Below are 11,920 nucleotides of genomic sequence, written 5' to 3' on the forward strand. Positions count from 1 at the left end.
GCCGTGACGAGCTCCGGAGCTAAGCAGGACCAACGATTTGCTTAATCCTCCTCGCCGCCGACTGTAGGAGCGCGGCGAGTTCTTTGCGCCTGTTCTGCATGCGATAGAGGGGGCCGGCCACAGCAAGTCCGAAACGCCTTTCGCCATCCAGGATTGGCACGCCAAGTCCCATCACGTCCGGCGTGGTTTCTGCGTGGTCCTCGCACCAGCCACGCGCGATCGCCTCCTCCAGGTTCGCGGCTAGTTCCTTGGACGTCGTCTTCGTGGTCGTCTGATGAGCGACGTAGGTCAGCGAACGCAGGATTCGCTCGCGCTCGTCCGGGGGATAGGTGGTGAGAATCGCCTTGCCGCTTGACGTCGTGTGCATCGGGCGCCTGTCGCCCACCTTCGCAGAATAGCGGATGAGCGCCGGCGACTCCACGACATCGACATAGATCACATGGTCGTTATCCCGCGCGGACAGAAGGGCCGTCTCGCCGGTGCTCTTGGCAAGCGCCTCCAGTTCCCCGTGAATTCTCTCGAGAAACGGGTCTCCTTCCATCACCGAGCGCGCCAGATCGAGCAGGCGCCGGGTCGGATAGAATCCGCCCCTCGCTTTGGTCTCGTACAGGAAGCCGCGGACGACCAGCGTGTCGATGAGGTTAAAGGTGCTGGATTTCGGCATGCCCAGCACCTTGGAAAGCGCGGTTAGGGTCAGGGGCGCTTTGTTCCGCGCATAGATCTCAAATAGGTCGAGCAGATTTTCGACCTGCTTCACCCGCATGCCTTCCTCCCTGAAGTCGCGTGCATGCCTTCCTCTGTTCATATACATGAACTTCTTTGCTCTGCAATGAAAGATATTTGACTCGCCAGACGGGCCCGAGTAGCGTTTGGTCAACCGGGCAAAGACCCGGAGGAAAGAACAAACGCATTGGGAGGACAATGGCTGAGGACGTGATCCTGTCTGCCGCCGGCCTGACCAAGGAATTCAAGGGATTCCTTGCTGTCAACAATGTCGACCTGAAGGTCGCCCGCGGAGCCATTCACGCCCTCATCGGCCCCAACGGCGCCGGAAAGACCACGTGCTTCAATCTCCTGACCAAATTCCTGCAGCCGACGCGCGGAACGATAGTCTACAACGGTCGCGACATTTCCGCCATGCAGCCCGCCGACATCGCGCGGCTGGGGCTCGTGCGATCGTTCCAGATTTCCGCCGTATTCCCGCACATGACCGCGCTCGAGAATGTGCGTATCGCGCTCCAGCGTCAGCGCGGCGACAGCTTCGATTTCTGGCGGTCAGAACGCGTGCTGTCGACGCTGAACGGCCGGGCCCTGGAATTGCTCGATGAAGTCGGACTTGCCGAATTCGCCGACGCGCTGGCCGTCGAGCTTCCTTACGGCCGGAAACGGGCGCTGGAGATCGCAACGACGCTGGCGCTCAACCCGGACATGCTGCTTCTCGATGAACCCATGGCCGGCATGGCGCAGGAGGACATCGAGCGCATTTCCGGCCTTATCGGGCGCATCTCCAAGAACCGCACCATCCTGATGGTCGAGCACAATTTGTCGGTCGTGGCGTCGCTGTCGGACCGCATAACCGTTCTTGCGCGCGGCCAGGTGCTCGCCGAAGGCGATTATGCCGCCGTCTCGAAGGACCCGCGCGTGATCGAGGCCTATATTGGAGAAGTTTATACCGGAGCCGGTCATGGCTGACGCAGCACTCGCGGCCAAGCCGGCGGCGCCGCCCGCCGTCACGCCGCTTCTGAGGGTCGAAGGCCTGCAAGGCTGGTACGGCGAAAGCCATGTCCTGCACGGGGTGAATTTCGAGGTCGGCGAAGGCGAGGTCGTGACGCTGCTTGGCCGCAACGGGGCGGGCAAGACGACGACGCTCAAGGCAGTGATGGGGATCCTCTCCAAGCGCTCGGGCTCCGTCGCCTTCGGCGGACGGGAGACGATCAGGCTGCCGTCGCGCGCGATCGCGCGGATGGGCATCGCCTATTGCCCGGAGGAACGCGCGATCTTCTCCAGCCTTTCGGTCGAGGAGAATTTGATGTTGCCGCCCGAGGTGCGGCCCGGTGGGCTCAGTGTCGCGCAGGTCTTCGAACTCTTTCCCAACCTGAAGGAACGCCTGTCGAGCCAGGGCACCAAGCTTTCCGGCGGCGAACAGCAGATGCTGGCGATCGGCCGCATCCTGCGCACCGGCGCGCGGCTCTTGCTGCTCGATGAACCGACCGAGGGGCTGGCGCCCGTCATCGTCCAGCAGATCGGGCGCACGATCGCGCGGCTCAAGGACGAAGGCTTCACCATCGTGCTCGTCGAACAGAATTTCCACTTCGCGGCGTCGGTCGCGGACCGACACTACGTGGTGGAACAGGGGCGCGTGATCGACACGATCCCCAACGGCGAACTCAATGCCAACATCGACAAGCTGCACGCCTATCTGGGCGTCTGAACTATCATCAATGGCGCGGTGCGCCGCAATCGGAGGAGATATCAATGAGGAAGACAGGATTCATTCTCGCATCTCTCGCGGGCCTGCTGATGGCCGGCGCAGCGTATGCCCAGACGGCGATCAAGATCGGCGTCCTCAACGACCGGTCGGGCATCTATGCCGACATTTCCGGCGAAGGATCGGTCGTCGCCGCGCAGATGGCGGCGGACGATTTCGGCAAGGACAAGGGCATCGCTGTCGAGATCGTCTCGGCCGACCATCAAAACAAGCCGGACGTGGGCTCCAACATCGCGCGCCAGTGGTACGACACCGAAGGCGTCGACGTGATCGCCGACGTGCCGACTTCGTCGGTGGCCCTCGCGGTCAACGACATCACCAAGGAGAAAAACAAGATTTTCCTGGTTTCGGGCGCCGCCTCCTCGGACCTGACTGGTAAGGCCTGTTCTCCCAACACGGTCCATTGGACCTATGATACGTGGGCACTCGCCAACGGTACCGGAAGTGCGATGGTTGCGGCCGGCGGTGACACCTGGTTCTTCCTAACCGCCGACTACGCCTTCGGCCACGCGCTCGAGCGCGACACGGCAGCGGTCGTCGAGGCCGCGGGCGGCAAGGTTCTCGACACGGTGCGCCACCCGTTCCCCGGTCAGGACTTCTCCTCGTTTCTGCTGCAGGCTCAAGGGTCCGGCGCCAAGGTGATCGGCCTCGCCAACGCCGGCGGCGATACGATCAACGCCATCAAGCAGGCGTCGGAATTCGGCATCACCCAGGGCGGCCAGTCGCTCGCCGGGCTTCTGATGTTCGTCAACGACGTCCATGCGCTCGGCCTCGACGTTGCGCAGGGCCTCGTGCTCACCGAGAGCTTCTACTGGGATCTCAACGACCAGACCCGCGCATGGTCGGCCAAGTTCGAGGACAAGACCGGCAAGAAGCCAAGCATGATCCAGGCCGGCGTCTATGCAGCCGTGCTGCACTACCTGAAGGCCGTGGAAGCGGCCGGAGGCAAGGATCCGGCCGCCGTCATGGCCAAGATGAAGGAAATGCCGACGGACGATCCGCTGTTCGGCAAGGGCGTGGTGCGCGCCGACGGCCGCAAGGTACACGAAATGTACCTCTTCCGCGTGAAGAAGCCGGACCAGTCGAAGGGCGAATGGGACCTTTACGAGACCGTCGCCACGATTCCCGCCGACAAGGCGTTCCGTCCGCTGACCGACGGCGGCTGCCCGCTCGTCAAATGACGGGTTGACCGAAGGACGCGCGGGTCCGCCGGCGCGTCCTTCGTTTCCATCGTTCACGTCCAACGACCAGGATCGCCCGCCATGTTCGATCTCCTCGGCATCCCGCCGCAGGCCCTGTTCGGCCAGCTTCTGCTCGGCCTCATCAACGGCTCCTTCTACGCGATGCTAAGCCTCGGACTGGCGATCATCTTCGGGCTCCTGAACATCATCAACTTCACGCATGGCGCGCAATACATGATGGGCGCCTTCGTCGCCTGGATGCTGCTCAACTACCTCGGCATCCCCTATTGGGGCGCGCTGATCCTCGTGCCGGTCATCGTCGGCGCGACGGGCGTCGTCATCGAGCGGCTGCTCATTTCGCGCCTCTACCATCTCGACCATCTCTACGGGTTGCTTTTGACCTTCGGCCTCGCGCTCATCATCACCGGCCTCTTCCGCAACCAGTACGGCATTTCCGGCCTGCCCTACGGCATGCCGAGCCAGCTTGCCGGCGGGCAGAATCTCGGCTTCATGTTCCTGCCCAACTATCGCGGCTGGGTCGTCCTCGTCTCGCTCGTCGTCTGCCTCGGCACATGGTTCGTCATCGAGAAGACGCGGCTCGGGGCCTATCTCCGCGCCGCGACGGAGAACCCGACCATGGTCGGCGCCTTCGGCATCAACGTCCCTCGGCTCATCACGCTCACCTACGGTTTCGGCGTCGCGCTCGCGGCGTTCGCCGGCGTGCTTGCCGCGCCGATTTATGCGGTCAACCCGAACATGGGCGCTGATCTCATCATCGTCGTCTTCGCCGTGGTGGTCATCGGCGGCATGGGATCTATCCTCGGCTCGATCGTCACCGGCTTCGGCCTCGGGCTCATCGAGGGGCTGACCCGCGTCTTCTACCCCGAGGGCTCCGCCGTCGTGATCTTCGTCATCATGGCGATCGTGCTGCTCGTCAAGCCCGCCGGGCTTTTCGGGAGGGCCGCCTGATGGCCGCCAACACGCACACGCTCGACCTGCCCGCCGTCGGCCGCCCCGGCGCGATCGGCATGCCGACGCACCACAAGCTGATCTTCCTCGGCTTTTTGGCGCTCGCCCTCGTGGCGCCCTACGTGCTTTATCCCGTCTTCCTGATGAAGGTGCTCTGCTTCGCGCTCTTTGCCTGCGCCTTCAACCTGCTGCTCGGCTTCGGCGGGCTCCTGTCCTTCGGCCATGCCGCCTATTTCGGCAGCGCGAGCTACGTCTCGGCCCATGCGGCCAAGGTCTGGGGCCTGACCCCGGAACTCTCGATCCTGACCGGAACGCTCGCGGCGGCCGTGCTCGGCCTCGCGATCGGTTCGCTCGCGATCCGCCGGCAAGGCATCTACTTCGCCATGGTGACGCTGGCCTTCGCCCAGATGGTGTTCTTCTTCTCCGTGCAGGCGCCCTTCACCGGCGGCGAGGACGGCATCCAGTCGGTGCCGCGCGGCCATCTCTTCGGCCTGATCTCGATGGCGCCTGACCGCAACCTCTATTTCTTCGTACTCGCGGTCGTCTTCGCCGGGCTGCTGATCATCTACCGCATCATCCATTCGCCGTTCGGCCAGGTGCTGAAGGCCATTCGCGACAACGAGCCGCGCTCGGTCTCGCTCGGCTACCGCGTCGACCGCTACAAGCTCGCGGTGTTCGTCCTGTCGGCCGCGCTCGCAGGCCTTGCCGGCGCAACCAAGGCGATCGTGTTCCAGCTCGCATCCTTGACCGACGTCTACTGGACGATGTCCGGCGAGGTCGTGCTGATGACACTTCTCGGTGGCATGGGCACCGTGTTCGGTCCAATCGTGGGGGCGGCGATCATTGTCGCGATGCAGAATTACCTTGCGACCTTTGGCGCATGGGTGACCGTCATCCAAGGCGTGATCTTTGTCATCAGCGTCCTTTTGTTTCGCGAGGGCATCATCGGGGTTTTGTCCAAATGGCTCAAGAAGCCACTTTGAACGCCAACTCACCGAGGAACATCTTGTACGGCTGAGCCACGTGCCCCAGCCGACAGGCGCGGCAGTGCCGAAGAAACCCCAGGCAACGAGCAGAAACGTGACCGGGACCGGTATCGCTCCGAACGCGATGAGCCCCACGGCGAGAACAGCCATCACGAGCGGGATTACGACCAGGATGCCGAACAATCGGGTTCGCAGCAACAGGCCGATCCACCAGGTGCCCGCAACGCCCGCCAGACCCATGACCAACAGCATGACCGAGAGCACCGTGATGTTCACGTGGGTCACGCCCTCCAGGAATGGACGCAGATAGGTGAAGAGCGCGAACTGTCCCATGAAGAGCATCAGGATGGAAGCCATGCCGAGCGCGATCGGGCGGCGGCCGAGCAGCACAAGCACGTTGCCGGACGCACTCCTTCCGCGCGGCGGGAGTGAAGGAAGGCTGATCCACTGCCAGACGATTGCCAGCAGGCCGAGAGGCACGACGAGGAAGAAAGCGCCACGCCATCCGACATAGGCTCCGAGAAAACTGCCCAGCGGGGCGGCGATCGTCGCCGCGATCGCATTACCTGCGTTTAGCATGGCAAGGCCCTTGGGGACGAGGTCTTCGGATACGAGACGATCGAGGCCATCGAGCAGGATGCCGAGGGCAGGAAGGTGGTCGAGGCGTGGGTCGCCCATCAAGTCCCGCAATGCGGCTACTGCCAGTCCGGCCAGGTGATGGCTGCGACGGCGCTCCTCAAGCAGACGCCGCAGCCGACCGAGGACGACATCGCCGGCGCGATGGTGAATCTCTGCCGCTGCGGCACCTACAACGCGATCTCGGCTGCCGTCCGGCAGGCCGCGCAGGCTTGAGGAGAAGTCCATGAACGACATGACTCCCATTCACGGCCGCTCGTCCACTCGCGGCAAAGACGGACCGCTCAATGTCTCGCGTCGCGGCTTCCTCGGCGGTGCTGCAGCACTGGTTCTTTCGGTCGCGGTGCCGGTCGGACGCGCCCGGGCGCAGGCCGCTGCTGCCGTGACGCCCGGCACGCGCGTCAACGCCTTCCTGGAAATCCGCCCCGACAGCACCGTGCTGTTTCGCAGCGCCTTCATCGAAGGCGGGCAGGGTATCTTCACCGCCATGGCGCAGATCGTCGGCGAAGAGCTGGATGTCGACCCGACGAACTTCACGGTCGAAGGCGCCCCTCCCGGTCCCGACTATCTTTTGACCGGCGGTGGCCGCTTCACCGGCGGCAGCATGTCGGTGCGCATGAGCTACGAGATCATGCGCAAGCTCGGCGCCTCGGCGCGGCAGATGCTGCTTCAGGCAGCGGCTGAACGGCTCGGCGTGCCGCTGTCGGAGCTGTCGACCGAACCGGGCCGCGTGATCCATGCGGCAAGCGGGCAGTCGCTGGCTTACGGAGAAGTCGCCGATGCTGCGGCTGAGTTACCGGTGCCAACTGATGTCGCGCTGGGTGACCGTGCCGACTTCCGCTGGATCGGCAAGCCGGTCGCAAGGCTCGACGCACGAGACAAGTCCACAGGTCGCGCGCACTACGCAATCGACCTCAAGGTTGACAACATGCTCCACGCCGCTGTCCAGCACAGCCCGCGCCTCGGCGGCGAACCGGGCGCGCTGGCAAATGAGGGCGAAGTCCAGGCCATGCCGGGCGTGCATTCCATCCACCGGCTGCCCGGCGCGGTAGCAGTTTTGGCGGACAGTTGGTGGCGGGCGCGCCGGGCCGTCGAAGCCCTTGAGGTCACCTGGTCGGAACCTGCTGGGGGAACGCCTCACGCCATGCCAGCCGATTTCTCGTCGGACGCGCACAAGAAGATGCTGAAGACGACGCCGGGCGATGGCATCGCCTTTGAGCAGGAAGGTGACGCCGCGGGTGCCCTTGCAGGCGCGGCGCGAGTCGTGGAGGCCACCTATGATGCGCCGTATCTCGTGCACGGACAACTCGAGCCGCCGTCGGCGATCGCGCGCTGGAACGAGGACGGCACGCTTGAGCTGTGGATCCCCAACCAGGCGCCGGAGATGTTCCAGGCTGACGCTGCGAAAGTCGCGGGCATCGAGCCGGACAAGGTTATCATCCATTCCCCAATGCTCGGCGGCTTCTTCGGCCGGCATTTCCTCTATCAGTCAGCCAATCCGTTCCCGCAGGCTATCCTGCTTGCCAGGGCGGCGGGGCAACCCGTCAAGCTCGTATGGAGCCGCGAAGAGGAATTCCTGCGCGACACGCTGCGGCCGATGAGCGCGGTGCGCTTCCGAGCCGGCCTCGATGCGAACGGTGTGCCGGTCGCCCTGGATGCGGTCGCCGTGTGCGAGGGGCCAACCGGTCGCTGGTTCGGCCGCCAGCCGGACAAGGTCGACAGTTCGGCAGTCGAGGGCATTGCCGGGAAGATCTATGCGATCGAGAACAGGCGTGTGGCGCAGATCCACGTGGACGACCCGGCGATCATCGGCTTCTGGCGCTCGGTCGGCCATTCGATGAATGATTTCTTCTACGAGACGTTCTTCGACGAGATGGCCGATGCGGGCCAGCAGGACCCCTATGAACTGCGGATGCAGCTTCTGGCGGACAGCCCGCGGCACAGCAATCTCCTTCAGGCGGTCGTGGATCTCTCCGGCGGGTGGAAGCGCGGTCCATTCACCGCGGAGGATGGCATGCGGCGTGCAAGGGGCGTCGCCATGGCCTCGCCATTCGGCAGCGAGGTCGCGACGATCGCCGAAGTGTCGCTCAGGGATGGCGGGGTCGTGGTTCACGACGTCTGGGTGGCGATCGATCCAGGCAGCATCGTCAATCCGGCCATCATCGAGGCGCAGGTGAACTCGGCAGTCGCCCTAGGCCTGTCCTCGGCGCTCCTGGAAGAAGTCGTCTATGTCGACGGCATGCCTCAGGCACGCAACTTCGACGGCTATCCCATCCTGCCGCCCGACCGCATGCCGCGCGTTCATGTTCGCATCGTGGAGAGCGGCTCGCCGATGGGCGGGATCGGCGAGCCCGGCCTGCCGGGCGTGCCGCCGGCGGTCGTCAATGCCGCCTCGGTGCTCACGGGCCAGCGCATCCGCAGCCTGCCGCTCTCGAAGCTCGACCTGAAGGGGATGGAAGGATGAGGAACATCGTATTAGTCGCCTCGATGGTGATCGCGGCGGCCTGGGCAACGGGCGCATCCGTTGCCCAGGAAGCGGATGCCGCTCCAGGAGAGCGCCTGTTCCAGCAGCGCTGTGGCGCCTGCCACCAGATCGCGACGACCCGCAACGGCGCCGGGCCTCATTTGCAGGGAGTGGTCGGCCGCGCCGCCGGCAGCGTCGAAGGGTTCAACTACTCGCCGGCCCTGCGCGACTCCGGCATCAATTGGACAGCCGACACGCTGGAAACCTATCTCACCAATCCGACCGCGATGGTTCGGGGCACTCGCATGGTCCAACGCTTCAACAACGCTGATGAGCGGGTAGCCATCATCGCGTTCCTCAGTAACCCGTAACGCGGCGCAAGGCTTACTTCGCGCCGTCCTGCCGGCGAACCGGACGGCGCGGCGCGTTTGCGGCTTGTCCGCCCGACCACTGCCGATGGCGCCCGACGGAGCGCGTGCCATAGACGTCGGGCGCGGCGGTACCATAGAGCTTCAGTGCGAAGGGTCGGAGCCGTGATCGGCAAGGACGCGACCGAGCCTGCCGGGGCATCGGCTCGGATTAATACCGCGATGGAGCGTTCTACGTCTCGACCGGGCCGTTCCGGACCGGCAGCTTTATGCGGCTTGGCTTCGGAAGCAGCCATTCTCCGACCCGCTACGGCTACTCGTGTCGCGACATCTGCCCTCCGGCCCATAGGCCGCAGATCTTAGCGGTGGAGGAACTTTACATCATCCAGAGGCCAGAAGGGGTTCCACCGCGGCCAGCACTTGCTTGCGCGCCTCTGCTTTGAGTGAGAGGATCGGACGAGGTGGTTCCGCTCGCCCAAGTCCGGCAACATCGAGAATCGCGTACATCACGCGCAAGCTGCCATAGGTCTTGAAGGTGTCCCAGAGCGGCTGGAGGACCCCGTCGAGCCGCCTTGCCTCTTCCGCGTCACCAGCCTGGGCGGCACGAACCAGCGCCAGAACCAGTCGCGGCAGTGTGCCGCCGAGGACACTGTAGAAAGCGTCCGCCCCCGCCAGCATTGCATCGGCCGTGCCCCAGTCGCCGCTGTAGCCGACAGCGAGCTGCGTGCGGCCGCGCAGGCTCGCCAGCTCGCCTGCGAAATCACCGCCTGCCGGAAGGGGCATCTTCACAGCCCGGATCGTCGGGAGACGTGACAGCCGCGCTAGCAGGTCGATGCCGAAGGTGAAGTGCGTCGTGCCCGGATTGTTGTAGATGCATAGCGGCAGGCCCGAGGCGCCCGTCACCGCGTGGTAATGCTCGTAGGCCTCGTCCTGCGTCAACGGCGTGTAGGAGACCGGCGCCATCAGGAGCGCGTCGGCACCCGCGGCCTCGGCGTCCCGCGCGAGATCCACCGCATGGTCGGTCCGCAGCGTGCCCACTCCGACGACGAGCGGCACGCGCCCGCGCCCGCATTCGCTTGCGGCCTCGACGGCACGCCGCCGCTCCTCGCGCGAGAGGTAGGCATAGATGCCCGTCGATCCGAGAAGGCCGATCGAGTCGACACCTGCCTCGCATAGCCGCTCCACGAGGCGCGCGAGCGTCTCGGTGTCGACGCGGCCGTGTTCGTCCGCCGGCGTGAGCGGGAAGGCTGACAGACCTCGGAACGGGGTGCCTGTTGTCATGGTCTTTTCCCGCAATCCTTCGTTTCGTCGCCGTCTTCAAACTCTCAATCGAAGCTGATCGGCGCAAAGCCATCATTGCCGCTCTTTGCACGAAAGCGCTAGACGAACACTTCCGAACATGTGGTCACCCGCTGCCGTGAGCACTAATTCACGCACCCGGGCGGCTTTACTAGGCGGAACACTTCACGCTCACACCGCGCTGCCGAAAATATGCCTGCATCAGCTTGCGGCCCGAACGGTTGTTCTGTGCTAGCCTGGTCGGATCGAACACTGCCTCTTTCATGCCCTCCCGTATCAGCGCTGCCTTGAGGGTCGCTATATGTACGTCGATGTCGGCATTGTTTGATTGGAGCGATGCATAGATGCTGTCGGTTGCCTCCGATACGGTCGGCTCGCTCACGGTTGTACTCCTTTGGTTGTTTCGGTGGCGGGTTAGCACAGATTGGCGGCTTGACCGATACCGAAAGACGGCAGATGCCCGTCAGCGGGGATTTCCCAGATTTGCCGCTGTCTCAGCGCTCGTTTTGCTCCCACTGTCCTTCCTGAGGGCGTAGCGTTGGTTTCCCGCTAAACAACGCGGCTTTTATCAACCAAAGACAGCTACGGCCGATTTGATGGTGATGCCACCATCGGGGCTTCGGCGCATCTGACGTCCCGTGGCGGCGCGAAAGACAGTCGGCAGTTGCAGCGCTGGCGGCACCCGTGACCAGAGCGTTCGCATGATTTCCCGGCCGTGCCGAGTTTTCCGAACGGCGCTTCCAGACACGACGCGCTGAGACCAGCGGAAGCCGATTTCATGGAAATAGAGATCGGCGTGTTGTGGGCTGATGTGGTGGAAGACGCCGGCGATGGTCCGCCGGACCCGGGAATTGAAACCCTCCACCGAATTGACGTGAACGGTGTCGCGAACATATTCGCGGCTGGAATGCTTCACGGTCTCATGCTTGGCAAAACTCTCGCCTATGGCCATGAAGGCCTTCGCCTCATCACTCATCAAATGCGCGTGGGTTTCGATCTGTGTTTCAATCGCACGTTCGGCAGCACGCAATGAAAGACCGGTCACGACCGCGGCCCGTGCGTCACCGGCCGGAGCGCCGGGCGTGACCTCGGTCGGCCGCTGCACCATCGCCATGACCGGCGCTTTCTCCGTATTCGCCTGACCTTTCCGGCCCCGTCCTGGAGGTGGGTCATCCGGCCGCTTTCGGGGACTTCCCCCGAGATGGAAATGGTCGATCTCAACGGTGCCGTCGAGCATGTTTTCCCGCGCCACCATCAGCCGCAGGGCGTGACCCATGCGCCAGGCCGTCGGTTGGCTCACGCCAAGGATCTCGGCGAGCCGGACCGAGGACAAGCCCTTGTCCGACTGGAGCATCAGCCACATGGCTTTCAGCCAAACACGCAAGGGCAGCTTGGTCGAATGCAGCGGGGTATGGGTCGTCACTGTGAACTGGAACCGGCAAGCGCCATTGGAACATTGATAAAGACCCGGCCGCGCACGCCGCTTGCCTGTATCGCGGCCAGCAAGCGCGATCGAACGCTTGTAACCA

The 11,920-nt window shown here is 64.1% G+C and carries 11 protein-coding genes and 2 pseudogenes; 8 read left to right on the forward strand and 5 right to left on the reverse strand.

The features are described 5' to 3' along the window. Positions 1 to 19: 19 nt before the first annotated feature. Positions 20 to 763, reverse strand: coding sequence for an IclR family transcriptional regulator (locus G6N73_RS32075; RefSeq protein ID WP_165033970.1), 744 nt, complete (start codon positions 761 to 763; stop codon positions 20 to 22). 158 nt (positions 764 to 921) lie between these two features. Here G6N73_RS32075 and G6N73_RS32080 point away from each other — a divergent pair, with 158 nt between their 5' ends. From G6N73_RS32080 to G6N73_RS32100, 5 genes are all read left to right on the forward strand, one after another. After that, positions 922 to 1,692 (forward strand): ABC transporter ATP-binding protein, encoded by a 771-nt coding sequence (locus G6N73_RS32080; protein WP_165033971.1) that lies wholly within the window; start codon positions 922 to 924, stop codon positions 1,690 to 1,692. After that, positions 1,685 to 2,431 (forward strand): ABC transporter ATP-binding protein, encoded by a 747-nt coding sequence (locus G6N73_RS32085; RefSeq protein WP_165033972.1) that lies wholly within the window; start codon positions 1,685 to 1,687, stop codon positions 2,429 to 2,431. The genes G6N73_RS32080 and G6N73_RS32085 overlap by 8 nt, the downstream gene beginning before the upstream one ends. Positions 2,432 to 2,475: 44 nt before the next feature. Then, complete coding sequence (locus tag G6N73_RS32090; RefSeq protein WP_165033973.1) at positions 2,476 to 3,669, forward strand: ABC transporter substrate-binding protein; 1,194 nt, start codon at positions 2,476 to 2,478, stop codon at positions 3,667 to 3,669. An 81-nt stretch (positions 3,670 to 3,750) separates the two neighbouring features. After that, positions 3,751 to 4,638: a branched-chain amino acid ABC transporter permease gene (locus G6N73_RS32095; protein WP_165033974.1), complete on the forward strand. Its 888-nt coding sequence runs from the start codon at positions 3,751 to 3,753 to the stop codon at positions 4,636 to 4,638. A gap of 59 nt (positions 4,639 to 4,697) precedes the next feature. Then, positions 4,698 to 5,621: a branched-chain amino acid ABC transporter permease gene (locus G6N73_RS32100; RefSeq protein WP_246252746.1), complete on the forward strand. Its 924-nt coding sequence runs from the start codon at positions 4,698 to 4,700 to the stop codon at positions 5,619 to 5,621. Positions 5,622 to 5,648: 27 nt separating this feature from the next. Here the strand turns inward: G6N73_RS32100 and G6N73_RS32105 are convergent. Then, positions 5,649 to 6,242, reverse strand: a pseudogene (locus G6N73_RS32105) (MFS transporter); the annotation flags it as partial. On the opposite strand from G6N73_RS32105, the pseudogene G6N73_RS32110 reads away from it, so the two are divergent. From G6N73_RS32110 to G6N73_RS32120, 3 genes and pseudogenes are all read left to right on the forward strand, one after another. Then, positions 6,240 to 6,476: pseudogene (locus tag G6N73_RS32110) on the forward strand ((2Fe-2S)-binding protein); the annotation flags it as partial. The pseudogenes G6N73_RS32105 and G6N73_RS32110 overlap by 3 nt on opposite strands. Before the next feature lie 10 nt (positions 6,477 to 6,486). Further along, positions 6,487 to 8,724, forward strand: a complete 2,238-nt coding sequence (locus tag G6N73_RS32115) for a xanthine dehydrogenase family protein molybdopterin-binding subunit (RefSeq protein ID WP_165033976.1) — start codon at positions 6,487 to 6,489, stop codon at positions 8,722 to 8,724. Further along, positions 8,721 to 9,095: a c-type cytochrome gene (locus G6N73_RS32120; RefSeq protein WP_165033977.1), complete on the forward strand. Its 375-nt coding sequence runs from the start codon at positions 8,721 to 8,723 to the stop codon at positions 9,093 to 9,095. The genes G6N73_RS32115 and G6N73_RS32120 overlap by 4 nt, the downstream gene beginning before the upstream one ends. 378 nt (positions 9,096 to 9,473) lie before the next feature. Here the strand turns inward: G6N73_RS32120 and G6N73_RS32125 are convergent, their stop codons facing one another. The 3 genes from G6N73_RS32125 to G6N73_RS32135 all read right to left on the reverse strand — a co-directional run. Beyond that, positions 9,474 to 10,373 carry a dihydrodipicolinate synthase family protein gene (locus G6N73_RS32125; protein WP_165033978.1) on the reverse strand — a complete coding sequence of 300 codons (900 nt, stop codon included), beginning with the start codon at positions 10,371 to 10,373 and terminating at the stop codon, positions 9,474 to 9,476. A gap of 169 nt (positions 10,374 to 10,542) precedes the next feature. Next, positions 10,543 to 10,773 carry a hypothetical protein gene (locus G6N73_RS32130; RefSeq protein ID WP_343044824.1) on the reverse strand — a complete coding sequence of 77 codons (231 nt, stop codon included), beginning with the start codon at positions 10,771 to 10,773 and terminating at the stop codon, positions 10,543 to 10,545. Positions 10,774 to 10,959: 186 nt separating this feature from the next. Next, the coding region (locus G6N73_RS32135) for an IS1595 family transposase (protein WP_165033980.1) at positions 10,960 to 11,920 on the reverse strand (961 nt) is incomplete at its 5' end.

Source organism: Allomesorhizobium camelthorni, assembly GCF_011045125.1.
Classification (GTDB): domain Bacteria; phylum Pseudomonadota; class Alphaproteobacteria; order Rhizobiales; family Rhizobiaceae; genus Allomesorhizobium; species Allomesorhizobium camelthorni.

Bases quoted from the DNA above. Each gene is read 5' to 3' on its own strand.
- G6N73_RS32075 (WP_165033970.1), bottom strand. From the start codon at position 763: ATGCGGGTGAAGCAGGTCGAAAATCTGCTCGACCTATTTGAGATCTAT.
- G6N73_RS32080 (WP_165033971.1), top strand. From the start codon at position 922: ATGGCTGAGGACGTGATCCTGTCTGCCGCCGGCCTGACCAAGGAATTC.
- G6N73_RS32085 (WP_165033972.1), top strand. From the start codon at position 1,685: ATGGCTGACGCAGCACTCGCGGCCAAGCCGGCGGCGCCGCCCGCCGTC.
- G6N73_RS32090 (WP_165033973.1), top strand. From the start codon at position 2,476: ATGAGGAAGACAGGATTCATTCTCGCATCTCTCGCGGGCCTGCTGATG.
- G6N73_RS32095 (WP_165033974.1), top strand. From the start codon at position 3,751: ATGTTCGATCTCCTCGGCATCCCGCCGCAGGCCCTGTTCGGCCAGCTT.
- G6N73_RS32100 (WP_246252746.1), top strand. From the start codon at position 4,698: ATGCCGACGCACCACAAGCTGATCTTCCTCGGCTTTTTGGCGCTCGCC.
- G6N73_RS32115 (WP_165033976.1), top strand. From the start codon at position 6,487: ATGAACGACATGACTCCCATTCACGGCCGCTCGTCCACTCGCGGCAAA.
- G6N73_RS32120 (WP_165033977.1), top strand. From the start codon at position 8,721: ATGAGGAACATCGTATTAGTCGCCTCGATGGTGATCGCGGCGGCCTGG.
- G6N73_RS32125 (WP_165033978.1), bottom strand. From the start codon at position 10,373: ATGACAACAGGCACCCCGTTCCGAGGTCTGTCAGCCTTCCCGCTCACG.